Source organism: Lentibacillus sediminis (assembly GCF_002763455.1).
GTDB classification, from domain to species: domain Bacteria; phylum Bacillota; class Bacilli; order Bacillales; family Amphibacillaceae; genus Lentibacillus_D; species Lentibacillus_D sediminis_A.
The window spans coordinates 65459-91075 of sequence record NZ_NIXK01000003.1; the positions used below are offsets into that span (position 1 = coordinate 65459).

The window sequence follows — 25617 nt, forward strand, 5'->3', positions numbered from 1 at the left end:
AGCTCTCCGTTTTTGTGGCGGGGAGTTCTTTTTTTGTTTGCTGGAGGCTGGGGGTGGGGTGACGGTTCTCAAGATCAAAAGAGAGCGGCTGGATACTCGAAAAGACGGATAGAACGGTTCTCAAGATCAAAAGAGAGCGGTTGGATGCTCGAAAAGACGGATAGAACGGTTCTCAAGATCAAAATGAAGAAATTGGGTGCTCGAAAAGACGGATAGAACGGTCCTCAAGATCAAAATGAAGCGATTGAATGCTTGAAAAGATGGATAGAACGGTTCTCAAGATCAAAATGAAGCGATTGAATGCTCGAAAAGACGAATAGAACGATTCTATTGGGCAAAACCACACATACAACCTATCAAAGCCCACTAGAATCTATTATAATGCAAAAAACCATCAACCAAATCATGTGAACTGGAAACTTCTTATAATTCCATATACAATTGCTATACAGACAAGGAGTGCCGCTCATGAAAATCTTGACAGTGACTGGATATAAACCAATGGAGCTAAATATTTTCAAAGAAGATGACCCGCGGATTGAATTTATCAAAAGAGCGTTGCAAAAGAGGTTAATTGCCTTTGCAGAGGACGGACTGGAGTGGGTACTGATTTCCGGGCAAATGGGCGTGGAAATGTGGACGGCGGAGGTGGTACTGGATTTGCAGGACAGCTGGGATTTGAAAGTCGGTATTTTTCCGCCTTTTGAAAATCAGGAGTCCCGCTGGCCGGAGCAGATTCAGGAAAAGTACCAGGCTCTGTTGGCTGCGGTGGATTTTTATAAACCGATCTATCAGGGGGACTACAAAGGCGCCTATCAGTTTAAGGCGAAAAACATGTGGCTGGTGGATAAGAGTGATGGCTGTCTATTGCTGATGGATGAGGAGTTTCCGGGCAGCACGAAGTTTTTTCATCAGGCAGCAGAAGCGGATGAGAATTACCCGATCACCTATATTACTCCTGCTGATATTGATGAAACAGTAGAAGAAATGCGGATGGAGGATCCGGATTATTGGTTGTGATGTTTGAGTTGCTGAGGCGTAAACAGCCCCTTGGCGACACAAAATTAATTGACAAATTTCGACACCCATGCTAAGATCAACAAAATCAAATAATTAATTTATCTCTTATCATGAGCGGTGGAGGGAACGGCCCTATGAACCCGCGGCAACCTTCAAACAACAGTGTTTGGAAAGGTGCCAATTCCTGCAAGGCGGATGCTTTGACAGATAAGAGAACACGAAGACTCTTGTTTATTAGTTTACGTCTTTCTGTTCTCTTACAGAAAGGCGTTTTTCTATTTCGGAAAGAAGAGGCAAGCACCAAACATCAGAAGGAGTTTTGCAAAATGGAAAATTTACTAAAGCAGCTGACCGAGCTAAATGGGCCATGCGGATTTGAACAGAACGTTACATATTTTATCGAAAACTACGTGAGGGACAAGGTGGACCAGACCCGAGTCGATGGCATCGGCAATGTGATTGCGAGAAAAACGGGGAGCAAACCCGGGCCGGTGACGCTGCTGACAGCTCATATGGACGAAGTGGGATTCATTGTCAAAAAGATAGAAGAGAATGGCCTCTTACGTTTTGAAAAGCTCGGCGGGCATGATGATCGGATCTTGCTTGCCCAGCAGGTGAAAGTGCTCGGTGACGACCGGGAAATTGATGGTGTGATTGGCACACTTTCTGCCCATTATGTAAAATTTGATGATCCGAAAAAAGTGCGAGGGCATAAAGAGCTTTACATTGATATTGGTGCATCATCCCAGCAGGAAGTCCTGGATCTTGGGGTTGACATTGGCACACCGGTTACCTGGGCAACAGAGGCCAAGCGAATTGGCACAGAGGACAACCCAATGATCAGAGGAAAGGCGCTGGATGACCGGGCAGGCTGTGCTGTTCTTTTAGATGTACTGAACAACATCCAGGATAAGGAGTTTGCTGGGGAGGTTATTTTCCTGTTCGCGGTGCAGGAAGAAGTCGGCCTAAGAGGAGCCCAGACAGCGATGACCCATCTCAAAGATATCGATCTTGCCATTGCGGTGGACACCACGGCAGTCAGTGACACCCCAGAGGAGACGATGGATCAGACGCTGAAGCTTGGCGCAGGAACAGGTATTAAAGTGATGGATTTCAGCCTGATTGTTCAGAGGAAAATAAAAGACGCCCTGAAAAACATTGCAGTGGAAAAAAATATTCCTTATCAATTAGAGGTGTTCCCGGGGATTGGCACAGATGGCAGTGCGGTTGCTGTAGCTGATAAAGGCGTACCGACGGGCGTTCTGTCTATCCCTTCCCGCAACGCGCACTCACCAGTTGAGGTGGTGAACTTGAAGGACGTGGAGGCTACAACCGATGTACTTAAAGCATTTATCCTAAATTTAAATGAAGAAACAGAATTTCGTTTCTAAAAATAGCCAAAAGGAGAGAGAGAAATGACATCAAGAAAAACACTACTTACATTTTTTGCAGCAATTTTTATAAGTATAATCTTCACTGCTTGTGCCAGTGAACCTGATTCGAATGAGGGCACCTCAGCTGAAGGGGGTGGCGAAACGGACGGCAAGGGTGGAGATTTAGTAATTGCGACCCAAACTGATGCTGTATCGCTGGACCCTGCTACTACCAATGATACGCCATCTGCCAATGTGCGGGTGAATATATTTGATAACCTTGTTACACAGGATGAGAATATGGAACTGCAGCCAGAGCTTGCTACGGGCTGGGAACAGATTGACGACACGACCTGGGAATTCGAGCTCCGGGAAGGTGTGACTTTTCATGACGGATCCGAGTTTAATGCGGAGGTGGTAAAAGCCAACATCGACCGTATTCTTGATCCGGAAATTGCTTCCCCGGTTGCTTTCATGTACAACATGATAACAAATGTGGAAGTGGTTGATGAATATACGGTACGGATGGAGACGGAATATCCGTTTGCACCGCTGCCGGCACACTTGGCCCATCCTGGCGGGCAAATGGTCTCTAAAGAGCAAATTGATGCTGATTATGCAGCCATGGAAGAAGGCGAAGAACCGGGCAGTGTCATCAACGCCAACCCGCAAGGAACCGGGCCATTTAAATTTGAAAGCCGTACGCCCGGACAGTCAACTAAATTGGTAAAAAATGAAGATTTCTGGGGAGATCCTGCATTGCTGGATTCGGTAACATTCAAGGTGGTACCCGAAGATTTAACCCGAATTGCTGAATTGCAAACAGGGGATTCCCATATCTCTCATCCGCTCAGTCCATCTGATGTGGAACAGGTAGAAAAAACAGAAGGGATTTCCGTCCAGCGGCAGGAAAGTTCTTCACTAACCTATATCGGTTTTAACACAAATAAAGAGCCTTTTGATGATCCACAGGTTCGCCGGGCAATTTCCATGGCGATTGATAAGGAAGAAATCATTGAAGGAATTTACAATGGTGTTGGTATTCCGGCAGAAGGCCCGCTTGCACCGGGGATATTTGGTCATGACGAGGACCTTTCCGGACTCGAGTATAATCCGGAAAAAGCGAAAGAATTGCTCGCTGAGGCCGGCTATGAGGATGGTTTTTCCACTACCATTTGGACAAATGACGACCGGCAACGCATTGATACGGCAACCAATGTACAGGCACAGCTTGCCGAAATCGGCGTTAATGTGGAAGTACAAGTGGTGGAATGGGGCGCGATGCTTGAACAGACTGCCAGCGGCGAACATGAAATGACCGTATTCGGATGGACCACGGTGACTGGGGATGCCGATAATGGCTTGTATCCATTATTCCATTCCGATAATCTCGGTTCAGCGGGGAATAGAACCTTTACCGACGACGAAAAATTGGATTCGTATTTGTCAGAAGCACGGCAAACAGCGGATCCTGAAAAGCGGGAAGAGCTGTATTCCAAAGCACAGGAAAGACTGGTAAAGCTCGCTCCGATGGTGTACCTGCTGCATCAGGAATATCTATTAGGTGTGAGCGATAAAGTGAAGGGACTTTGGCAGCTTCCTACACAGCTGCTGCAGTTGGATGATGTTTATATTGAAGAGTAAGTTTTGATTTAGAAAGGGATCCTTCTAATGTTGAGGGGTCTCTTTTTTATTTGCACTAGCAGGAATTTCCCCAATTAACATAGAATATATGAAGTACTCTATTAATGGAGGTCTGGAGATGCTTGGAGTAAATAAAGGGCAAGTCCGTCTCTCGGAACATTCGGATACATGGGATGAGCAGTTCGCAAGGGAAAAAGCGTTGCTGGAAGAGATTATTGGCGAGCATGTGGTGGATATTCAGCATTTTGGCAGCACAGCGATTAAGGGAATTTCGGCGAAACCGATCATTGATGTATTAATCGGTGTGGATTCCTTAGACAGAGTGAAGCAATTTGATCGAAAGAAACTGAGAGAAGTCAATATTTATCAGCTTAAAGTGAAATTGGACGGGAAAGTAGTGTTTGCAAAGATTTCTGACATGGAGAATATAAGCAAAACCCATATTTACCATGTGGTGGAACATGAAGGGGACTTGTGGAAAAAACATGTGCACTTCCGTGATTATTTAAATGAGCATCCGGAAGCGGCAACGGAATACGAAGCTCTGAAGCAAGAACTGGCAGAGAAATACGCGGAGGATGAGAGTTCCTATACTGATGCCAAAAAAGCATTTGTCGATCAGATTCTGGAAAAGGGGTGGGGAAGAGTGACCGATAAAAAGCAAGAGGAATATGAAATTGAGGAGCGGCTCGCCTATACCGACCATATGAGTGATATTATCAAACGTGCCGAAGAGAAGGGGCAGTTTGATCATTTGCCGGGAAAAGGGAAGCCACTGAAATTCGAGCAACGCTACTTCAACCCTGCGGAAAAACAGCTGTACAAAACGTTAAAAGACAATCATATCCTGCCCCGCTGGGTGGAACTTTCCAATCAGATTGAGAAGCTGAAGGAGGAGCTATCCTCCCTGGAAGGCAAAATACGAAGGAAGAAAGTGAAGGAAATCAACAAATTGATAAAAGAATATAATATGGCTTGTCCGCCTTCGCTGCAGAAAAATAAGGTGGAGGAATAGATCGGTGTGGGTTTGCTGAGGCATCCACTGTGTTTGTGTGAGGGACCTCCTTGATGCCGCGGAAATGCTGGCAGAAAAACCAAGGAAACACTATAATGAAACCTGATACACAAAAGCAGGAGGCATTTTTAAATGGATTTGTTAAATATACTAATGAGCCTGGTCATCTTTGCAGCACCATTTATCATTCTTTATTTTGTCATCGCTGCGGCTGTAAAAAAGGAATTGACAGCTCGGAGACGGCCAGGTCGTTAAAAGATGAACGTGATGGAAAAATTGTGTGGAAAAAATAACTGGTGTTCGGATAATTGTGTGGAAAGTGTTAGAAATAAAGGCAATAGATATAATTAAGAATCTCGAATTTGGGAGGTTCTTTTTTTATTGAAACGTTTTACGTTCGTCACAAGTCTAAGGAGTGGGATGAAAGGAGGAAAATATGTCTGAGCAAGAGAAGGTTAAAAAAGCAAAAAGAGGAAATGATCAAGCTTTTCAGGAATTGATTCAAAAAGAAAAAAATAAGCTTTACCGCATGGCATATATGTATGTGAAAAATGAAAATGATGCGTTAGATATTGTTCAGGAGACCATATACAAGGCTTACATATCAATGAAAACATTAAAGGAAAATCAATATTTTTCAACATGGTTAACTCGAATTTTAATTAACAAATCTTTGGATTCTATCAAGAAAAACAAGCATGTCATTCCGATTGATAAAATTGAAGGGATCCACACAACCGAAATTCATAAAGCAGAAGATCACATCGACCTGATTGATGCGATTAACCGGCTTCAAGACCAATATAAAACAATAGTCATTCTCAGATATTATAAAGATTATACGGTAAAACAAATTGCTGAAACGCTGGATTGCCCTGAAGGAACGGTGAAGACTCATCTGCACCGGGCAGTTAAACAGTTAAAAATGGATTTAAAGGAGGAAGGTATTAGATGAACAATGACTTTCCAAATTTTAAAAACGAAATAGATAAAATAGATGTTCCTGAAAAAAAATTGGATCTTGCTATTGAACGTGCGATTAAACGAGGGAAAAGGAAAAAATGGGGTCTGAGCAAAAAAATTACCTATTTGAGCAGCGCCGCAGTAATAGTATTTTCTTTGTTAATTGGCTCAGCATTTGTTTCCCCGGTTATGGCAAAAGTCATGTCAAATGTTCCTCTAATAAGTCAAATTTTGCAAAGTATGGAACAAACTGAGGATAGGGAAGAAAAATTAAATAATTTCTATAGCGAGGCGCATGAAACATTAACTAATAATTATCAAGATGTAGTTGATGTTTCAATGTCTTGGTATTTCTCCTCTGAACCGCCTGAAATCATTGTTCGGATGATAGATAATACTTCTAAACAAGAATTTGGAGATGAAATAGAACAGGCTATTAGAGATTTTGCCCAGTCTTACAATATTGACGAGGTTAAAATTAAAGTAGAAGTACAGGATAAGCAAATTGCTGAAATAAGTAAAGAGGAACAAGAGCGAATGGAACTTACTGATCAATTATTTAATATTACAAGAAAGGTGTTGCAAGACAAGGGATATAGATATAGCAGTCTGGGTATTGACGGCAGAAATCCAATCATAAATATAGAAATTGTAGGTACCCAACAACATTATAATAATGTGAAGGATGATATTGAAAAACAGGTACATGATGCGATCAAATCCCAGAAAGGGTTAGAATATGAAGTAGAAGTCACAAGGCTAACCGAGGCAGAAATAAGAACTCAAAATTGGCAACCAATTTTTGCATCAGTCATGGAGGAAACACATAAAAAATTTAACGAAGTAACTGGATTTGCTTTTTCCTTCCACCCCAAACCACTTCAAATTATTTTAAAGACTTCCTTGTCAGATGGGGAGCAGGATGAAAAGGTGGCGGAAGAAATTGCGAAATATGCAAATCAAGTCGTTGAAATAAAAAGAGATGAATTATCAGTTGATAAGATCCCCTATAAAATTATTATAAGAGATAAAGAGCAAGAAAGCCTGTATGAGATACTGTATTAATCTTAGGATACGAAGGACACAAATACTGATTAAAAGAATTAGACCACCACTATTTTCTTATTATCCAAAATACCCCAAAAGCATTGTACAAACGCAATGCTTTTTTATTTTGCTTCAGCAGCTTATCAAATTAACTCAGCAATAACCAAAAAACAATGATATAATGTTATGAAATATTAATCAAGGGGCAGTGATGGGAATGGGATTTATCATTCGTCAAATGAAAAAAAGGGATATCGCGCAAGTGCAACAGGTGGCAATTGAGAGCTGGCATGCCACGTATGATGGGATCATTCCGCTTGCGGTGCAAGATAGATTTCTCGATGGAGCATATAATGACAAATCGATGAAACATCGATTGAAGTCTTCCTTGCTATTTGTGGCGGAACTGGACGGGCGAATTGTCGGGTTTGCCAACTTTTCCAATGTGGATCAGCGCGGAAAAGCGGAACTTGGAGCGCTCTACTTATATCCGGAACATCAGGGAGCAGGAATCGGAACGGCCCTTTTGCAGGAAGGCATCAAGCAGCTTGAAGGGGTAAGGGAAATATATCTGCATGTGGAAAAACAAAATCGCATTGGTGCCAGGTTTTACGAAGCGAAAGGATTTGAAGTGTTGGAGGAATTCGCTGATGAATTTGACGGGCACATCTTGCAAACAGTGCGCATGGTGCTATATGTGAAGAAGCGAAGCAGGGTATGAGAGTATTTGATTTGAAAAAGAACAGCGGCAGAAGAATTACCGAATTTGGTTCAAACTTTCTTATGGCTCCACTGACCAGATCGAATGCCCCAATGCAAGTGAGCTTTTTCCATTTGGAAGCAGGAGGCGTGGTTGGTTACCATCAGGCAAAAGTTGCTCAGCTGCTGCTTGTGACGGATGGGGAAGGAACGGTACGAGGCAAGGAGGACGAGCAGGTAAATGTTAAAACTGGGCAAGTGGTTCTCTGGGAAAAAGACGAATGGCATGAAACGGTGTCCGAACAAGGTTTAACAGCTATTGTCATGGAGAGCAGTGATTTCGATCTTTTGCTGGAGGGATTACAATGAAAATAAGAAAAGCGCTGCAGAGTGAAGCAGCTGATATTGCAAAGGTCAGCGTGGACAGCTGGCGCACAACATACCGGGGGATCATTCCCGATGCATTCCTCGATCAAATATCCTATGAGCAGCGGACGGAAAATTGGGCTTACAACCTGACACAGCAGGCGATATATGTGGCGGAAAATGAGCAGGGAGGTATTGTTGGATTTGCTGATGGCGGGCCAAGGCGCGGTGATAGGTACGAGGCTTATCAAGGAGAAATCTACGCTATTTATATTTTGCAGGAGTATCAGCGGAAAGGGCTGGGAAAAAAGCTGCTTCAGCCGGTAGTCGAGGATTTACAGCAAGCGGGGATGCATTCGATGATTGTCCTCGTCTTGGAGGATAATCCTTCCAAGTATTTCTATGAAGCAGCCGGTGCGAAATGTATCGATAGAGTAGAGATCGGTATTGCCGGGACGAAGCTCAATGAATTGGTGTATGCATGGGATAAGATAGACGGGATTTTTTCGGGCTGAATAGGAGGAAAAGCATCATAAATATACAGTTACGAAGTGCGAGCGAGGCGCCGATGGATCTGCTCCTTCTGGCCGACCCTTCGAAGGAAATGATAGAAAAATATCTTGAGAGCGGGCAATGCTATACGTTAGAGGTGAACAATGAAACGGTCGGAGTGTATGTTCTGATGCCAGTTTCTGCGGGTGTCATCGAAATTATGAATATTGCTGTTGCGGAAAAAGAGCAAGGAAAAGGGCTTGGCAAACAACTGCTTGCCCATGCGATTGAGCAGGCCCGGAAACAAGGATTCAAGCAGGTCCAAATCGGTACAGGAAATTCCAGCATCGGGCAGCTCGCATTATATCAAAAATGCGGCTTTCGTATTACCAAGATAGAGCGCGGCTTTTTCACAGATAACTATGAAGAAGAGATCATCGAGAATGGGATTATTTGCAGGGATATGCTGCGGCTCGTAATGGAATTATAAAGGGGGAAGCTATGCTGCACTATAGAACTATCGATGTGGCAAAAGACAGGGATACAGTGGTGCCGTTTCGCAGGGATTCTTTTGCAGTAAGTTTTGGTGATGATTCCGGGTTTGATGGAGCGAGCTATACTGATTGGTTGGAAGAAAAAATATCCAAATTCCCGGATGGGTTTGTTTTACTGATGGAAGATAATCAGCCAGTCGGTCAATTGGAGCTTTCCATTCGTGAATATCAGGGAAGGACAATCGGGTATGTCCATCTCTATTATTTGATAAAATCGAAGCGGGGCAGCGGCTATGGTAAGGAATTGCAGCGCTATGCATTAAAGTTTTTTCGGGGTCAGGGTGTGAAAGAGTATCATTTACGCGTGGCTCCGGACAATGTGAATGCAAGGAAATTTTATCGGAGGAACGGCATGGAAGAGGTTGGTTCGGAATTGGATGGGAAAGTGATTCGGTTGCAGGGGTGTGTGGAGTGAAGAAGGAAGATAAGAAAATTGGTATTAAAGGATTCACAGATCAAGATAGAGAGCAACTGAAGGAATTATTATCCATTTATCAAGAGAATGACTTACTTAATATATTAAACAGCTCTATGATGGAATATGCTTTTTCTGCTTATCACGAGGAAAAACTTGCAGGCATACTTGTAGCCTGGAAAAGTGATTTTCATCCTTATTGTCTTATTTTCGAATGTTGGTCCAGCCTTTTTCCAATGGAAGGAATATTGCTGAAAATTTATTATCCAGTGCAGAAGGACCATCAAAGGGACCATTGCAAACCTCTATTTGGGAAACCGATATTGGCTTGAAAGACTTTTTCGAGGAAAATGGCTTTACGATAATCAGAAAAACGTATATGCCAGTGATGCCAGTAGCAAATGCGGCAAAGTTAATTCCACCGGAAGAACCTTCTGGGATAGTAAAATCGATTGCCGATATTTCGCATGATGAGCTTTTAAAAACCCAGCTAATTAGGATGGCAAGGACGAACTATATTAATGCACATGAAGCAAATCCTGTGGCTGAGCTCAGTTGGGATACATGGAAAAAGCTAGTATTCGCAGATGATATGATAAAAGAAGGAAGCTATATTTATTGCAATTCGGATGGGACTGAGATTTTAGCATATTCTTTTTTGCATAAGTCAACGGAGCCTGAAACCCTGGAATTAGGTTGGTGCGGGGCTATAGATGAAAAGAACGCTGATTTCATTCCCCCATTAGTTTACAGGCAAATTCGCTATGCTAAACAGCATGGCTGGAAGTACCTGCAGGGAGAATTTGATACCACGGATTTCTTTGCCATGAAGGTATTGCGGTCCTTTCCTTTCTCTCCTGCGCCGACTTGGATTACGTATCGGAAAGAAATAGACTAAAAGGTAGTAATAGAAAGAAGGAAGAAAATGATCTTACATACAAAAGTATCAGGTAAGGGAGAGCCGGTTGTGCTGATCCATCAAGGTTTACAAACAAGTGAAACAGATTTTCAAGCAGAAAAGGACTACTTGCAAGAGAATTACCAAGTGATTTTACCAGATTTGCGCGGTCATGGGAAATCCGCATCTGATGATTTCTCTGACTACTTTAACGATTGTGCCAGAGATCTGAATGATACACTTACCGAATTAAACATTGACTCCACTCATATTGCAGGTAGTTCTTTGGGAGCATTGGCTGCTTTGATGTTTGCCAAGAAATATCCGCATAGAGTAAAAAGTTTAGTCATCTCAGGTATTATACCGAAAAAGCCCGCAAACTGGGAGGAACAATTAAAAGAAGAGAAAGCAATGCAAGCGAACGTTTTGGAAAACAAAGATGCAATCGCATATTTTGACCAAATCCATGACGGAGATTGGAGTAAACTTTTAAAAATTGCTGTTGAGGCAGACTGGTATCCATTTAATGAAACAGGAGATTTAACCATGCTGGAGGTGCCTGTTCTGTTTGTGGTTGGAGAAGGAAATACAAATGAAACAATAGGTGCTCAAATTTATCCAAGGGCAAATAAAAATATCCATGTAGCTATCATTCCGTTTGCCTCCCATCTCGTTCATCTGGATCAGCCGGAAATTTATATGAAGGTTGTAGAAGATTTTTTGAAGCGCGTGGAAAAATAAGACAATTGAGTTGAAGGCTCATCGGGTATATAATCGTACATGTTATTTATTATTTGAGCAACATGCTGGAGGTACAACGATGCTAGACAAGATTCGAAACATTTTATCCATACTTATCATTATTTTTTCAGGCTATCTTATTATCACACAGGATTTCTACTGGATGCCTCATATGATGGTGGGAGTCGGTGGCTTGCTGCTGGTGACAGGGTTATTGGAACTGCAGAAAGAAAAAAAATTTTGGGGATTTGCAAGTATCCTTATTTCATTGTTCGTATTTTACGTATCAGTCCAAGGATTTCTGGGAGGCTGGTAGACATAGATCGGTGGTGATTTGATGGAGAGCGTGGAAGTTTTGACAACGGAAAGACTGGCCTTGAGAAAGATGAACAAAGGCGATACGGCAAACTTGCTGGAAATTTTCGCGGACCCGGTTGCCATGCAATATTATCCATCCACAAAAGATGAGCATGAGACAAATGCATGGATTGACTGGACGTTGGAAAATTATGCGAAATTCGGTGCCGGGCTGTGGATTGTGGAAGACAAACAGACGGGAGAATTTCTCGGACAATGTGGCTTGGTGCTGCAGAAAGTGGATGGATCGATCGAGATGGAGATTGGTTATTTGTTTAAACGAAGCGTTTGGGGCAATGGGTACGCTACTGAAGCTGCACTTGCCTGTAAAGAATATGGCTTCACGGAACTGCAATTAAGTAAGCTGATTTCATTGATTGACGTACATAATGTTCCTTCCATCAACGTTGCTGAGCGGGTTGGGATGAAGCGGGAAAAAAGTGTAGTGAAATGGGACAAGGAAATTGCGGTGTACGCTGTGTATCGGTGAAGGGGGATGGATGAAAGATGAAAACATCAGAGATATTAAGAGGGTTTGGGCTTGATTCAGAGCCAGAGCCAGAGAGCATTTATCCATTTTCACCGGTATACCGGGTTACCACAGACGAGGGAGACGTGGTTGTGAAGAAAACACAGTCACCACTGAAGCGGGCCAAGGGCTTGATCAAATTTATTTCTCATCTAAGTGAAAATGGCATCGATGTAGTGACACCTGTTGAGTTGGACAGAGACAATCCGCAGACGGTTCAAGAGGATGTTTACGTCGTTTATCCTTATATCAACGGGTCTGTTTACACAGGCAAGAATGAAGAAATCTATCAAGCTGGCAGGCTGCTGGGACAAATCCACGGTCTTTCCCCGGCGGAAAATCACTATCAGCTTGATCCGTACAATGTGTATGATTTCACCACGGCGGAAGTGGAGGAAAGCATGGCCGCCATCGGGAAAAATGCTGCTGCAAACCATTTCAGCCTGGAGCCAGGCGAGCTGAAAGAGAAATTAATGGCTGCGGTTTCCCGGCAGGATGAGCTTGAAAGGAGCGGCTTACCATGTGTGGCTTCTCCTTATGATTACAAGGCAAATAATTTAATCTACACACCAGAGCCTTATCTGATTGATCCGGATAATGCGACATGGGTGCCGCGGATTTTTGACCTGGCATTAGCCTTGCTTTTGTTCCACAATGAGCACGATACTGCGCCAGCGCGGATATTCACAGCATATGAATGGCAGCTTTTTCTGAAAGGATATACATCGGCGGTAGAGTTGACAGAGCAGGAGAAATCCTACTGGCAGCAAGCTGTAGAGCATATTTTCTTGGACGAAGTTATGTGGCTTATGGAGGAATTTCCGGAAGACTGGGAGAATTCCCGGCAGCGTAGGCTGTTTGCGGATTTGATTCGGGTGGTGCTGGATTGTCGGGAGTATGGGATTGAGTGACACGAGCGAGGAAAAAGGTTGAAAAGTAGAGGCAATTGTTAAAGCGGGTAGCTTAACAAGGGCGGATATGCTATGCTTGTTTAAAATGCCCCGTTCGAGGAAATATAACAATTACCAGCATTCATTTGTGGAAATAAGGGAGGAAGCAGTAATGGGACGGCTAATCAAACGACTTATAAAATATGGGCCGATTATTTATCCGATGGTAAGAAAGTTTCTCAATAAACGAAAGCAAAACAGAAATTATAGGTAGCAACACAATGAAAATAACCTGGCTTCTATGGCCAGGCTTGTTTTTTGCAAATAAATCTTGAAAACTGAATAGAGTGTGATATTCTTTGTGATTTCCACATGCTGGTGTAGCACAGCTGGTAGTGCGTTTCATTCGTAATGAAGAGGTCGGAGGTTCGAGTCCTCTCACCAGCATCTTGAATAAACATTGATACAAAGTGATTCTTGATACATTCAGGAATCGCTTTTTAATTTGATCATACTATTTTTGTCGACATTTGCCGGCAGAATTGAAAATAGAGTGTTTTTTTACTGGTACAGTACAATTCTTTAGCCGCTCTCTCTTGTAAGCGTGTTTAATTACATTTAACGCAGAAAAAACCAGGCCTTAAATGGGGCCTGGCTTTCAAAATTTATTATAAGTTGACCGTGACGTCTGCATTTTCACGTAATTCCTCAATTAGCGCTAAAGATGCGTCATTTTCTTTTTGCGTCTTTATTTGTTCTTCAAGAGTTGGCTTCATTTCCTCAAAAGATGGAATTTCTGCTTCATCTCCACCTATTTGCTCTTGCTGGGCTATGATTTGATCATAAAGCTCTTGCATTTCTTCTTCTGTGGGCTCGGTATCGCCAGCCTCCTCAGCAATAAGCTGATTGACTTTTACTTGCTGTTCAACCTGAGCCATCAATTCTTCTTCTGCTGTACCTTGTTCTTCGAAAGCAGCTAAGAGCTCATCTTGTGATTGAAGCTCATTTAGTTCTACTAACTCATCCAAATATGCATTCGTGTCCTCTTCTGAAGCGGTAAAACCACGGCTGTCTGCTTCCTGTTTGAGAAGTTCCGCACCAACCATACTTTCTGCAACCTGTCCTTTTAATTGCTCCTGATCAACCGCTTGTCCAGTCATTTGCGACTGCATAGCTGTTCGTTGAAATTGTACTTCATAAGTCGTTTCAAATTCTTCTCTTGTTATTTCTTCTGAATTTACTTCTGCGACCACTTCAGGAATGCCTTCTAAATCAGGTTCAGGCATTTCCGCATGTTCAGCACTTTCTCCGCCTTCCTGGGGTTCTTCCTGCGTTGCTTCATTATTATTATCTTCAGCTGATTCATCTCCGCCATTACATGCTGTTAGCACAGTGAATGTTACGACAAGTAACAAACTTAACATCCATTTTTTATTCAATATCATTCTCCTTTTCATGGTTTTGGTCAGTGTAACATAAACCTGCCGATCATACCTAACAAAAAATAAAAGAAGGATTGCCAGGCGAATACTGTTTATGCCAGGGATACGATAACGGCTAAAACACATTTCAGTTGATTTTTACAACCCCAGATATTATGATATATTTTGTAGAGTCCTAAACAAAATAAATTACAACTCCAAAGGGGAGTAGCTGACAATTGCATCGACATGTACGTGGTACTTGCTTGCCACCGGTGTAATTGGCGACAGACCTTGTTGTTTGCGAGACCTTTGCCATTTTTTGGTGAGGGTCTTTTTTAGCAGGTAAGAAAGTGTAATTATTTTTGACCGTAAGAGGAGACTTGGCGAAAAGCCAAGTTTTCTAGTCGGCAGGAACAGCTATATCGCAATTGCAGGATATCTTATCTCCGGCTAGTGCAGCGGGTCTGCAATATATAAATGCTTATTAAAGGGTGGAAGCCATGTAAAAAACAGTTTTGGTCGCAGGTTACAATAATATTTTTTAATCAATCAGGAGGTGAAATCCTTGCACAGCCATAGCGTGCAAGGGGAAATTTTTGGAGATATTTAGTTTGATTATCGTTGCGATTTTAATACTGTTAACGGCGTTTTTTGTTGCGTCAGAGTTTGCGATTGTGAAAATGAGAAAATCAAGGGTAAATAATTTGCTCGAAGAAGGCCGTCGTGGGGCAAAAGCAGTGGATAAAGTCACCAGCAATCTGGACGGCTATCTGGCTGCCTGTCAGCTGGGAATAACCGTGACGGCGCTTGGTATCGGCTGGCTTGGTGAACCGGCAGTGGAGCATCTGCTTCATCCGCTTATAGCTAATTTTAATCTATCGGAAGTTGCAGTTACAACCATTTCCTTTGCTTTTGCTTTTGGTATCATTACGTTTCTTCATGTGGTTCTGGGCGAATTGGTGCCAAAGTCATTTTCCATCCAAAAAACGGAAGGTGTCAGCCTGCTGCTGGCCCCAATGTTAATTGTATTTTATCGAGTGATGTTTCCGTTTATCTGGTTCTTGAATGGATCAGCCCGTTTTATTGCGGGCCTGTTTGGACTGCCGCCTGCAACGGAAAGCGGGGAGGTGTACTCCGAAGAGGAAGTGCGCTCCATTTTAACGAATAGTCATAACAGCGGAGAAATCAATGACAACGAAATGAACTATTTGAACAACATCTTTGATTTTGATGAAAGGGTCGCCAAAGAAATTATGGTGCCCCGGACCGAAATTGTATGTATCTACAATGACAACACCTACGAGGAAAACATTCATATACTAAGGGAAGAAAAATATACCAGATACCCGGTAGCGGACGGAGATAAAGACCATATTATCGGGGTAGTCAACATCAAAGAATTATTCAATGATTATATTAATCAAAACGAGAGAGATCCGAAAAGCTATATAAAACCTGTACTCCACGTGGCTGAACATACGCCGGTCAATGACATGCTGACAAGAATGCAGAAAGAACACAGTTATATGGCAATTATTGTTGACGAATATGGCGGTACAGCAGGCCTTGTTACGATGGAGGACATTATCGAGGAGATTGTCGGAGAAATTCAGGATGAGCTTGATGTGGATGAAATGCCGATGTATCAGCAGCTTGATGAGAAGACTTTCTTATTAAATGGAAAACTTCTTATTGATGATACAAATGACCTGCTTGGCACATCGATTGATGATGAGGAACTGGACACGATCGGTGGCTGGGTGCTCACTCACGATATCAACGTAGATCCGGGGATGACCATCGAATATGAACAGTACCAATTTACGGTAAAAGAAGTGGATGGGCATCAGATTAAGCTGATTGAAGCAAAAGAAATGGAGCAGGAAGATGCGGCAGAAGAAGAAAGATCTGCTTCAGGCGAGTGATTAGGAGACAGAGAGAGTTAATTTTTGTCGGGGGCCCAGAGGCGGTGCTGATTATGTCAGTGCTGCTCCGCATATTCAGGGGCTCCCGTTTTTGATTAAAAAGGCTTGTCGAATTGGCTTATTTCATGTATACTATATAGTGCTGATTGCGGAAGAATCATCATTTTACTCTTTGGAGAAGTACCCAAGTCCGGCTGAAGGGGATGCACTCGAAATGCATTAGGGCGGGTAACCGTCGCGTGGGTTCGAATCCCACCTTCTCCTTATTTACATAACGATTACTAGATGGCCATTACAAATTTGTAACGGTCATTTTTATTTTAGGCTCTATTCGTAAGTTTTATTGCTTATTCATGGTGCAGTTGATTAAAAATGCGGCATAGGCTGCCGCTGCGGAAATACCCCTCGCTTTCCGCGGGAAGCTGCCGAGCCCCCTTGTGCTGGCGCACTTCGGGGTCTCGCCTATGCTTTTCATCCCGCAGGAGTCTCGGGGTATTTCCTCCGCTGGCTGTTATGATTTTGTTTTTACCCTTATTAAATTAAACAGCACCTACACTCTGTAGATGGTTGATTGGAGCAGAGGGCAGCCGACTCCTGCGGGAAAAGCAACGACTGAAGATCCCGCAGGAAGTGGTCTTCTTCCGAGGAAGCTGAAGCGTTGCCCGCGGAAAGCGAGGGGTATTCCGCAGCGGCAGGATTAAAGTTATGTCGCACTTTATAGACATTGTCAAAAAACAGCATTCTTTTAGAAAGCAACCTTATTTTAATAGAGAGGAAGGCGAAAAATGATCCAGGGAATCAACCATCTATTATATTCCGTTTCTGACCTGGAAAGATCGATTAAGTTTTATCAGGAGGTATTCGATGCCAAACTGCTGGTAAAAGGAAGAACGACGGCCTATTTTGACCTCGCTGGTCTATGGCTGGCTTTAAATGAAGAAAAGGACATTCCCCGCAATGAAATCGTCCAGTCGTACACCCATCAGGCCTTTTCCGTTCGGGAAGAAGATTTTGCTGAGGCATGTGAAAAGTTAAAACGATTAAATGTGAGGATATTGCCGGGCAGAACACGCGATAGCCGGGATAAGCGATCGATTTACTTCACCGATCCCGATGGCCATAAATTCGAATTCCACACAGGGACACTAAAGGATCGGCTGGATTACTACAGGAAAGAAAAACTACATATGGAATTTTTTACATAAGAAAAACCGCTTCATCATCTCATCGAAGCGGTTTTTCTCTGGTCATTCTTCAAAGCCTAATTGCTCAATCTGATTTCTCAGCTCGGTAATATTTTCGATGGTCTGGTAGATTTCCGATTCTCTGAGCTGATCCAATGCAACTTCTCCGTTTTCCACGACATTATTGGTGATCTCCAGAAGCTGCTGATTCTGCTCCATCAAACTCTCGTGAATTCCTTCAGCAATGGATGGGACCTCTATATTATTAAATTCTTCCGCCGTTTGCTCCAACTCTGACAGTCTGTCTGCCAATTCCGCCTGAGCTTCCTCGCTTTGTGCTGCCTCATTGATTAGCGAGGAGGATTCTTCGGCGAAAGTGCTTAATTCATTCATATATTCGGTTGCTTCAGTAGCATAGTTCAGTGTGTTATTTGTCTCTTCCAACAAAGAACAGCCGCTCAAAGTGAGCATAGCAACTGTAAGGAAAATAGTTAATCGCATTTTCATCGTCATTCCCCGCCTTTCACAGTTATTATACCATAAATTGGCCTCCAGGGCCCGCTTCTTATTTTCTCAAAATTCAAGACAAGTCGCTTCCCTTGCCATTGATTTTTGTTTTTGGTAAAACTGTATACTGCCTGAGCAATCTTAGATTAATTAATTGGAGGAATACAACATGAAAATCGCAGCAATGGTAGGGAGTAACCGCAAAGGTTCTTATAATATGAAGCTTGCCGAGTATATGCAAGAACGTTACAAGGCCAAGCTGGATATTGAGATATTGCCAATTGATCAGCTTCCATTTTACAGTCAGGATGAGGAATTGGATCCGCCGGCGATTGTAAAAGAAGTAAAGGATAAAATCAAGCAAAGTGACGGGGTGTTAATTGCGACTCCGGAGTACAATGGATCGATTTCCGGCATGCTGAAAAATGCCATCGACTGGTTTTCCAGAGTAGACACGGTGATGGTGAATAAACCGACAATAGTCGTTGGCGCCTCGATGGGCGGATTAGGCACCGTCAAAGCGCAATTACAGCTCCGCCAGATTTTGAACGCACCTGGGTTGGGTGCGCTTGTCCTGCCCGGCAATGAAGTGCTGATTGGCTCCGTGCATGAGAAAATGGATGAAGCCGGCAGCCTGGCAGATGAACAAACGGCACAGTTTATCGATACGGTGGTAGACAACTATATCAACTGGGCCGGGAATATGAAGGTGTATCAATAAAATGGAAAACGCCCATCCTGCTGTGGAGGGCGTTTTCCATTTTTCGAATCGAATTCACCAGATCAGGTCATAAAGGTAATGCATTCCATAAAGCGGGACCAGCGTGTAGAAAAACAACGTCACCGGTTTGCATAATAAAAAGTAGATAATGAATTTTTTCAGGGAGAGTTTGGTCAGACCTGCGACCAGGCAGATGAAATCATCCGGGAAGCCAGGGAACACCATGGAAATCACAAAGAATCGCTCAAACCGCTTGCCTTTATTTACCCAGCCAATGTATTTATCATACGTAGCCGATTTGACAAAATAACCGGCAAATCCCCGTCCAAATCTGCGTGCCAATAAGAAATTGGCTAACGACCCGAGAAAAATCCCCACGATATTCAAGAAAGAACCCAGCCCGATATCAAACAGCATGACGCCCACAACGGTGGAGACATTGCCGGGCAAGACCGGGATGACCACCTGAATGAACGTAATTGCCAGAAATAATAGGGGAGCCACACTGCCAAACCCTGCAATCCACTCCTGAACGCGGGCTGGATTGGCAAAAAAGCCGCTGTTAGCGATAAAAAAGGCCATGAGGATCATCAGTATGATCCCCAGAATGCTGATGGTTTGGACAATCGGCTTTTGATATTTTTTAAATATGCCTGTTGAACTTTTCATGATGTTTATCCCTGATTTCTTTATTATACTTTCATAAAAAACTGTTGTTTCAAGTTATTCTATGCATAAGACGCTCTTTCTATCTTATTAAAAATAGCATGCTGCCGTCCATTATTTCAGCATGGTTTGCCATGTCTGCAGGGGAATCATAAATTTATTTTTATTTTGCAGGTTTCAAAATTTTCTTCACAGGGTATATCAATGGAAATGAGGATAGAATTCGGATATACATACGAATTTACCGCTTAATGCCGTTATTTTTACCATTTGTAAGAAAACATGCCCTTATTCGGGCTGAAAGCAGGTGATTGGCCATAAATTCAGTTAAATAACTGAAAAGTCCATTTTGTGGTACAACCACTTTTTGGTATGATTAAACTATGCCTGTTCATTTATCAGGGTCTTTTGACTAGGGAGAAAGTACAAAAAATTTAGGGGGTAGTTGATTTGAAGAGAATAAAGGGGAAAATGACCGCAGTCGTTTTGCTGCTTGGACTGTCGGTTTTACTGGCAGCATGCGGTGGAGGAGGAAGTGCCAGCGGAGAGCTGCAGGATTCCTATACTGTCGTTAGCGATAACTCTTTTGTGCCATTTGAGTTTATGGAAGATGGCGAACTTGTTGGATTTGATATTGAGTTGATTAAAGCAATTGCCGATGAAGCAGGATTTGAGATTGAGATAGAAACGACCAATTTTGATGGTATCATCCCTGGTCTGCAAACCGGCCAGTTTGACATTGCCATCGCCGGAATCAGTATTACAGAAGAACGTGCGGAAGTCATTGATTACAGTGACCCGTATTATGAATCCGGTTTAGCCATCGGAGTGCCGGTGGACAATGAAGATATCCAGGGAATTGAAGATCTGGAAGGGAAAACAATTGCCACCCGTCTTGGGTCTACCAGTGCTGATTACATTAAAGAAAATATTGAAGGGGCAGAGCCAAATGAATATGAGCAGCTGGATCAGGCATATCTTGCCGTGCAAAATGGCAGTGCCGATGCGATTTTATATGATGCCCCAAACGTAAACTATTATATTCAGACAGAGGGATCTGATAGTTTGAAAGTTGTCGGTGATCTTTATCAGGCGGAAGATTACGGAATTGCCATTTCTCAAGGAAATGAAGCATTAGTCGAAGCGATTAATGAGGCGCTTGCCACATTGAGGGAAAATGGCACCTATGACGAGATTTATTCGAAATGGTTTGGAGAAGCACCGCAGTAATAGTTTGGACGAATGTGATAACTTACCCGGTGGCTCCGGATTAATTCCCACGCTAAGGCTTATCGCAGAAAGTTAGATAGGCCTTAGTTTTTGCTTTATAGCTTTTTCAAGTTTACACCGGGGAACACTGGCAGATCGCCGTGTGACGCGGGGAGAGCCAGGGATTTTACGAATGAGGTGAAACAATGATAGGAAGATTTAACTGGGCAGGGGTCGTTGATTTTCTGCCACAGCTGTTTACCGGGCTCTATTATACATTATTAATATCTATTGTTGGATTGTTAATCGGTTTTATTCTCGGAGCTATCTTTGGGCTCGGCCGTATTTCCAATAATAAAATAGTCTATGGCATTTCTTCGGTTTATGTAGAAGTGATCCGCGGCACGCCTGTATTGGTGCAGGCCATCTGGATTTTCTTTGCATTGCCGCTGATTACACAGTACAACATGGAATCCGTCACCGCAGGTATTGTGGTAATTGCGTTAAATTCCGGCGCCTATATTGCGGAAATTGTCCGCGGTGCGGTACAGTCTGTAGATAAAGGACAGATGGAAGCAGGGCGGTCTCTCGGGCTGGACCAGCGTCAGGCCATGCGTTATATTATTTGGCCGCAAGCGTTCAAGCGGATGATTCCGCCACTTGGCAACCAATTTATAATCAGCATTAAAGATACATCGCTGTTATCGGTAATTCTCGTACCGGAGCTTATGTTCCAGGGAAGACTGATTGCAGCCAATCACTTTAATGCGGTAGAAATCTATACCAGTGTGGCCGTATTCTATCTTGCCATTACCCTGACCCTGTCGTTCGTTCTGCGAATAGTAGAAAGAAGGTTGGATATTCAATGATTACGGTAAATGATTTACACAAAAAATTCGGCGATAATGAAGTTCTTAAAGGTATTAATTGTGAAATTCAGCCACAGGAAGTGGTATGCGTGATCGGTCCCAGCGGCTCCGGAAAAAGTACATTTTTGCGATGCTTGAATATGCTGGAATCGATTACCGGTGGAGATGTAATTGTCGACGGGGACAGCCTGACAGATTCCAAAACCGATATCAACATGGTCCGCACAGAGGTGGGGATGGTTTTCCAGCAGTTTAACCTGTTCCCGCACAAGTCGGTCATTGAAAATGTTATGCTGGCTCCTTTGAAAGTTCGCAAAATCAGTACTTCTGAAGCCCGGGACCGTGCGATGAAACTTTTGGAAAAAGTCGGTCTTAAGGAGAAAGCAGAACAGTATCCGAGTCAGCTTTCCGGCGGTCAGCAGCAGCGTGTTGCCATTGCCAGGGCGCTAGCGATGGAGCCGAAAATGATGCTTTTCGATGAACCGACTTCCGCCCTCGACCCGGAGCTGGTGGGAGAAGTGCTGGAAGTAATGAAACAGCTGGCCGAAGAAGGGATGACCATGTTTGTCGTCACTCATGAAATGGGTTTTGCCCGGGAAGTCGGCGACCGTGTCTTGTTCATGGACGATGGGGTGATTGTCGAAGAAGGCAAACCGGATGATATTTTCACCAATCCGCAATCCGAGCGAACTAAAGAATTTTTGAATAAAATATTATAGGGTGTTTAGGGCTTTGATAAAGGCAGTGTATCGGCGCGGTATGCTGTCTTATTTATTTTGTGTGATTGGTGATGCAGGGATTTCGGAAATAAAAAGATGATTCGGAGGTTTACTCAACCGGGGCCGATGAGTTCCTGCACCTGCCAATCAGCAAGATAAATTTTTTCCGCCTTTCAGGGAATGCTGTAAATGGAAATCTAATCGCATTCAACCAGAAAGGATGAAAAATAATGAAAAAAGGCTTTCCTTTATTAATTGCCCTGCTGCTTGGCATCAGTCTTGCATTGCCGACTTCCCATGCAGTATCAGCAAACGAGATTGACGTGTGGGAGGAGCGGGACGGACATTCTGGCAAAGAAAAAATGTTTCACCATAATGAAGCGTTGCTGAAGCTTCAAGCGGAGGAACTCGGGATTGAAACAGAAGGAAAAGACATAGAAACTCTAGCCAAGGAAGTGTTTGAAGCCCAGGCGATCAAGGCAGCAAAAGAACTGGGCATCGAGACCGAGGGAAAAAACGTTCAGGAATTGAAACAGGAAGTGCATCTTGCAAGAGTGAAAGAAAAAGCGAAAGAATTGGGCATCTCAACTGATGGCAAGGAAGCGAAAGAACTAATGAAAGAAGTACATCACGCCATCGTCACTCAAAAAGCAAAAGAGCTGGGCATTGAAACAGAAGGGAAAGACCCCAAGAAACTTGGAAAAGAAGTAATGGAGGCAGCTGTCCGGCAGCAGGCGGAAGAGCTGGATATTGATACAAAAGGAAAAGATGTGCATGAGCTGATAACTGAAATACGCGAAAGAAAAATCACGCAGACTGCAGAAAAACTGGGTATTGATATCGGTGACAAGGATGCCGGCCAATTGCTTGATGAGATTGTGACAGAGCATGCCGGGGAAGCGAAGAAACAGAAGCTGTATCCATTTGAGAAAGAGAAATATTTTCATCATCATTAAAAATAAGAGCGGGCTGTGCTGAGCGGCCCGCTTTTTACAGAAAGGATACGCCCTTTTGCTTCGATATAAATAACGAAAAATGATAGACTGAAAACTGGAAGGATTTTCAAAAAGGGGACGGGGAAAATGAAAAAGATCAGATTAGGCAACAGCGACATGCAAGTATCCAACATTTCTCTCGGCTGCATGCGGATAGACAAGCTTTCGGCAAAAGAGGCAAATCATATGATTCACCATGCCATGGATCTGGGGATCAACTTTTTCGACCATGCGGATATTTATGCCGGGGGCAGGGCAGAGAAAATTTTTGCGAACGCGATTGGCATGAATGATGATGTACGTGAAAAGATGTTTTTACAGACGAAAACCGGGATTCGCAATGGGTATTATGATTTTTCCAAGGAGCATATTCTAGCTTCGGTTGATGGCAGTCTGAAGCGGCTGAAAACAGATTATATCGATGTGCTGCTGCTGCACCGGCCGGATGCACTGATGGAGCCGGAAGAGGTAGCAGAAGCCTTTTCCCAATTGAAAGAGAGCGGCAAAGTGCGGCATTTCGGTGTCAGCAACCATCACCCGCTGCAAGTGGAGTTACTGAAAAAACATGTCAAAGAGGATTTGCTGGTAAATCAGCTGCAGCTTAGCGTGATGCACACTGGCATGATCGATGCAGGAATTCAGGTAAACACGAAGCATGAGAATGCGGTGAATCGCGATGGCGGTGTACTGGAATACAGCCGTCTAAACGAGATGACGATTCAGGCATGGTCGCCGTTTCAGCATGCTACTCTAAAAGAGGTTTTCATCGACAATGAAAAATTTCCTGAGCTTAATGAAAAGCTGCAGGAAATTGCAGATAAACATGATGTGACCAAGTCTGCGATTGCCACTGCCTGGATTTTGCGCCATCCGGCAAAGATACAGGCCGTTGTCGGCACAATGAACGCTGACCGCCTGACGCATATTGCCGAAGCTTCCGATGTGGAATTAACCAGGGAAGAATGGTATGAAGTTTATCGTGCGGCTGGGAATGAAGTGCCATAAGAGTGACACCACCGGAATTGCGATTGCTGTTTCGGTGGTTTTTTGTTGGAGCATCAATTTTGTTTCTGCAAAATTAATACAAGTTTTTACGTTATTATCGATTCCTTGCATGGTGGTAATTAACTGCTTTAAGCAAAATATGACAAATTTATAGATATAATGCGATATTCACAGATAAAATCCAATTCTGCCAGGTACCACTAGATTAAATCGGTGAAGCCGGCAGTAATCACACTTTATTAACTAAAGTCACCTTTTATTTTCTACATTAAAAACTATACAATAATTACTAACAGTTTATATTTTAGGTGTTTATTGGATTATCAATAGGGTAGATACCAATATACAGGGAAGTTTCCCATAATGCCAGGGAACTTGAATATATAAGCTTGTAAGTGAAAATTATGAAGAGGAGTGTTTTTGATGGAAGATCTTTATCCTTCGAGAAAAAATAACCAGCCGGAAATTTTGGAACGCAAGGATCTTGTGGTTCACACGGATCGATCCAAAGACAATCTGGCTCCTGTTTCAACAGAACAGCTGGATTCCTACGAGAAAAATGGGTTTTTGCAAATTGAGAATTTCTTCTCTGATGAAGAAGTCTCCAACATGCAGAAAGCCATTTTTGAATTGCAGGATGACAACAAGGGTGTGGAGTCGGATAAAGTGATTCGGGAGCCGGAGAGTGAAGACATCCGATCCATTTTTCACGTACACCGGGATGACAATTATTTTAAGGATGTTGCAAATGACCAGCGCATTCTTGATATCGTCAATCATCTCTTGGGAAGCGATGTATATATCCACCAGTCCCGCATCAATTATAAGCCGGGATTCAAAGGCAAGGAGTTTGACTGGCACTCTGATTTTGAAACATGGCATGTGGAAGACGGAATGCCGCGGATGCGTGCGGTAAGTCTTTCTATCGCCCTTTCAGACAACTATACATTCAATGGACCGCTGATGCTGATTCCAGGCTCACAAAATTATTACGTCAGTTGCATTGGGGAAACACCGGAAGATAATTTCAAAGAATCACTAAAAAAACAAAAGCTCGGTGTTCCTGATGAAGACAGCCTGCGCTGGCTTGCCGAGAAGGGCGGCGGGATCTCTGTGCCGACAGGAAAAGCAGGTTCTATCACCCTTTTCGAATCGAACACCATGCACGGTTCAACCAGCAACATTACACCATACCCGCGCAACAATTTGTTCATGGTGTACAACAGCGTGGAAAACCGTTTGGTTGAGCCATTCTCCGGCGGGAAGCCACGTCCGGAATACATTGCTGTCAGAGAAGACGCCAGAACACTCAGTGGCGTAAAATAAAATAAACATAATGGAACGGGAGACTTCCCAGAGGAACTTACTGGCATATTCCAGCTGCCCCAAA

Annotated in this window: 30 protein-coding genes, 2 tRNA genes and 1 riboswitch; of the genes, 29 read left to right on the forward strand and 3 right to left on the reverse strand. The window is 43.2% G+C overall.

The window, feature by feature from the left end; genetic code table 11:
• Nucleotides 1-468 precede the first annotated feature (468 nt).
• The 19 genes from CEG13_RS07465 (at nt 469) to CEG13_RS07560 (ending at nt 13450) form a co-directional block, all read left to right on the forward strand.
• Complete coding sequence (locus CEG13_RS07465) at nt 469-1020, forward strand: SLOG family protein (RefSeq protein WP_100011254.1); 552 nt, start codon at nt 469-471, stop codon at nt 1018-1020.
• Nucleotides 1021-1122: 102 nt separating this feature from the next.
• Nucleotides 1123-1234, forward strand: a riboswitch (SAM riboswitch).
• 112 nt (nt 1235-1346) lie between these two features.
• On the forward strand, nt 1347-2411 hold the full coding sequence (locus CEG13_RS07470; protein WP_100011255.1) for a M42 family metallopeptidase: 1065 nt from the start codon (nt 1347-1349) through the stop codon (nt 2409-2411).
• Nucleotides 2412-2435: 24 nt separating this feature from the next.
• Nucleotides 2436-4037: a glutathione ABC transporter substrate-binding protein gene (locus CEG13_RS07475; protein WP_100011256.1), complete on the forward strand. Its 1602-nt coding sequence runs from the start codon at nt 2436-2438 to the stop codon at nt 4035-4037.
• Between the two features lie 118 nt (nt 4038-4155).
• Nucleotides 4156-5052 carry a DnaJ family domain-containing protein gene (locus tag CEG13_RS18960; protein WP_204758484.1) on the forward strand — a complete coding sequence of 299 codons (897 nt, stop codon included), beginning with the start codon at nt 4156-4158 and terminating at the stop codon, nt 5050-5052.
• 132 nt (nt 5053-5184) lie between these two features.
• Complete coding sequence (locus tag CEG13_RS19230) at nt 5185-5307, forward strand: hypothetical protein (RefSeq protein ID WP_275661798.1); 123 nt, start codon at nt 5185-5187, stop codon at nt 5305-5307.
• A 181-nt stretch (nt 5308-5488) separates the two neighbouring features.
• Nucleotides 5489-6007 (forward strand): sigma-70 family RNA polymerase sigma factor, encoded by a 519-nt coding sequence (locus CEG13_RS07495; RefSeq protein WP_100011258.1) that lies wholly within the window; start codon nt 5489-5491, stop codon nt 6005-6007.
• Entirely contained in the window at nt 6004-7080 is a 1077-nt protein-coding gene (locus CEG13_RS07500; protein ID WP_100011259.1) for a DUF4179 domain-containing protein, read from the forward strand. Before CEG13_RS07495 ends, CEG13_RS07500 begins: the two co-directional genes overlap by 4 nt.
• A gap of 199 nt (nt 7081-7279) precedes the next feature.
• Nucleotides 7280-7783 (forward strand): GNAT family N-acetyltransferase, encoded by a 504-nt coding sequence (locus CEG13_RS07505; protein ID WP_100011260.1) that lies wholly within the window; start codon nt 7280-7282, stop codon nt 7781-7783.
• Entirely contained in the window at nt 7780-8130 is a 351-nt protein-coding gene (locus CEG13_RS07510) for a cupin domain-containing protein (protein ID WP_100011261.1), read from the forward strand. The genes CEG13_RS07505 and CEG13_RS07510 overlap by 4 nt, the downstream gene beginning before the upstream one ends.
• The gene (locus CEG13_RS07515; RefSeq protein WP_100011262.1) at nt 8127-8642 is read left to right on the forward strand and encodes a GNAT family N-acetyltransferase; all 516 of its coding nucleotides are present in this window, start codon (nt 8127-8129) and stop codon (nt 8640-8642) included. The genes CEG13_RS07510 and CEG13_RS07515 overlap by 4 nt, the downstream gene beginning before the upstream one ends.
• Nucleotides 8643-8659: 17 nt before the next feature.
• Nucleotides 8660-9109 (forward strand): GNAT family N-acetyltransferase, encoded by a 450-nt coding sequence (locus tag CEG13_RS07520; protein ID WP_192869532.1) that lies wholly within the window; start codon nt 8660-8662, stop codon nt 9107-9109.
• Between the two features lie 11 nt (nt 9110-9120).
• Nucleotides 9121-9588: a GNAT family N-acetyltransferase gene (locus tag CEG13_RS07525; protein WP_100011264.1), complete on the forward strand. Its 468-nt coding sequence runs from the start codon at nt 9121-9123 to the stop codon at nt 9586-9588.
• On the forward strand, nt 9585-9920 hold the full coding sequence (locus CEG13_RS07530; protein ID WP_100011265.1) for a hypothetical protein: 336 nt from the start codon (nt 9585-9587) through the stop codon (nt 9918-9920). Before CEG13_RS07525 ends, CEG13_RS07530 begins: the two co-directional genes overlap by 4 nt.
• On the forward strand, nt 9917-10486 hold the full coding sequence (locus CEG13_RS07535) for a hypothetical protein (protein WP_100011266.1): 570 nt from the start codon (nt 9917-9919) through the stop codon (nt 10484-10486). The genes CEG13_RS07530 and CEG13_RS07535 overlap by 4 nt, the downstream gene beginning before the upstream one ends.
• A gap of 27 nt (nt 10487-10513) precedes the next feature.
• Nucleotides 10514-11227 (forward strand): alpha/beta fold hydrolase, encoded by a 714-nt coding sequence (locus tag CEG13_RS07540; protein ID WP_100011267.1) that lies wholly within the window; start codon nt 10514-10516, stop codon nt 11225-11227.
• 79 nt (nt 11228-11306) lie between these two features.
• A complete protein-coding gene (locus CEG13_RS07545) occupies nt 11307-11543 on the forward strand; it encodes a DUF3953 domain-containing protein (RefSeq protein ID WP_100011268.1) in 237 nt (78 codons plus the stop codon).
• Between the two features lie 21 nt (nt 11544-11564).
• On the forward strand, nt 11565-12074 hold the full coding sequence (locus CEG13_RS07550; RefSeq protein ID WP_100011269.1) for a GNAT family N-acetyltransferase: 510 nt from the start codon (nt 11565-11567) through the stop codon (nt 12072-12074).
• Nucleotides 12075-12091: 17 nt separating this feature from the next.
• Nucleotides 12092-13024, forward strand: a complete 933-nt coding sequence (locus CEG13_RS07555) for a phosphotransferase (RefSeq protein ID WP_100011270.1) — start codon at nt 12092-12094, stop codon at nt 13022-13024.
• A 353-nt stretch (nt 13025-13377) separates the two neighbouring features.
• Nucleotides 13378-13450, forward strand: a tRNA-Thr gene (locus CEG13_RS07560).
• Between the two features lie 221 nt (nt 13451-13671).
• Here CEG13_RS07560 and CEG13_RS07565 read toward each other — a convergent pair.
• Nucleotides 13672-14442, reverse strand: coding sequence for a SurA N-terminal domain-containing protein (locus CEG13_RS07565; RefSeq protein WP_192869524.1), 771 nt, complete (start codon nt 14440-14442; stop codon nt 13672-13674).
• Between the two features lie 581 nt (nt 14443-15023).
• Between CEG13_RS07565 and CEG13_RS07570 the strand changes: the two genes are divergently transcribed.
• From CEG13_RS07570 to fosB, 3 genes are all read left to right on the forward strand, one after another.
• Nucleotides 15024-16352, forward strand: coding sequence for a hemolysin family protein (locus CEG13_RS07570; RefSeq protein ID WP_100011272.1), 1329 nt, complete (start codon nt 15024-15026; stop codon nt 16350-16352).
• A 174-nt stretch (nt 16353-16526) separates the two neighbouring features.
• A tRNA-Ser gene (locus CEG13_RS07575) sits at nt 16527-16616 on the forward strand.
• A 521-nt stretch (nt 16617-17137) separates the two neighbouring features.
• Complete coding sequence (fosB, locus tag CEG13_RS07580) at nt 17138-17557, forward strand: metallothiol transferase FosB (protein ID WP_100011273.1); 420 nt, start codon at nt 17138-17140, stop codon at nt 17555-17557.
• Nucleotides 17558-17599: 42 nt separating this feature from the next.
• Here fosB and CEG13_RS07585 read toward each other — a convergent pair whose 3' ends face one another.
• Nucleotides 17600-18043, reverse strand: coding sequence for a DUF6376 family protein (locus tag CEG13_RS07585; RefSeq protein WP_100011274.1), 444 nt, complete (start codon nt 18041-18043; stop codon nt 17600-17602).
• A 169-nt stretch (nt 18044-18212) separates the two neighbouring features.
• On the opposite strand from CEG13_RS07585, the gene CEG13_RS07590 reads away from it, so the two are divergent.
• The gene (locus tag CEG13_RS07590) at nt 18213-18764 is read left to right on the forward strand and encodes an NADPH-dependent FMN reductase (protein WP_100011275.1); all 552 of its coding nucleotides are present in this window, start codon (nt 18213-18215) and stop codon (nt 18762-18764) included.
• A 54-nt stretch (nt 18765-18818) separates the two neighbouring features.
• Here the strand turns inward: CEG13_RS07590 and CEG13_RS07595 are convergent, their stop codons facing one another.
• Nucleotides 18819-19433, reverse strand: a complete 615-nt coding sequence (locus tag CEG13_RS07595; protein WP_100011276.1) for a TVP38/TMEM64 family protein — start codon at nt 19431-19433, stop codon at nt 18819-18821.
• A gap of 468 nt (nt 19434-19901) precedes the next feature.
• Here CEG13_RS07595 and CEG13_RS07600 point away from each other — a divergent pair, with 468 nt between their 5' ends.
• The 6 genes from CEG13_RS07600 to thpD all read left to right on the forward strand — a co-directional run bounded on the left by CEG13_RS07600 (nt 19902) and on the right by thpD (nt 25553).
• Nucleotides 19902-20660, forward strand: a complete 759-nt coding sequence (locus CEG13_RS07600) for a glutamine ABC transporter substrate-binding protein (protein ID WP_100011525.1) — start codon at nt 19902-19904, stop codon at nt 20658-20660.
• A gap of 185 nt (nt 20661-20845) precedes the next feature.
• The gene (locus CEG13_RS07605; RefSeq protein WP_100011277.1) at nt 20846-21508 is read left to right on the forward strand and encodes an amino acid ABC transporter permease; all 663 of its coding nucleotides are present in this window, start codon (nt 20846-20848) and stop codon (nt 21506-21508) included.
• Nucleotides 21505-22227: an amino acid ABC transporter ATP-binding protein gene (locus CEG13_RS07610; protein ID WP_100011278.1), complete on the forward strand. Its 723-nt coding sequence runs from the start codon at nt 21505-21507 to the stop codon at nt 22225-22227. Before CEG13_RS07605 ends, CEG13_RS07610 begins: the two co-directional genes overlap by 4 nt.
• 230 nt (nt 22228-22457) lie before the next feature.
• A complete protein-coding gene (locus CEG13_RS07615) occupies nt 22458-23183 on the forward strand; it encodes a hypothetical protein (protein ID WP_100011279.1) in 726 nt (241 codons plus the stop codon).
• 126 nt (nt 23184-23309) lie between these two features.
• Nucleotides 23310-24227: an aldo/keto reductase gene (locus CEG13_RS07620; RefSeq protein ID WP_100011280.1), complete on the forward strand. Its 918-nt coding sequence runs from the start codon at nt 23310-23312 to the stop codon at nt 24225-24227.
• A 423-nt stretch (nt 24228-24650) separates the two neighbouring features.
• The gene (thpD, locus tag CEG13_RS07625; protein ID WP_100011281.1) at nt 24651-25553 is read left to right on the forward strand and encodes an ectoine hydroxylase; all 903 of its coding nucleotides are present in this window, start codon (nt 24651-24653) and stop codon (nt 25551-25553) included.
• The last annotated feature ends 64 nt before the right edge of the window (nt 25554-25617 follow it).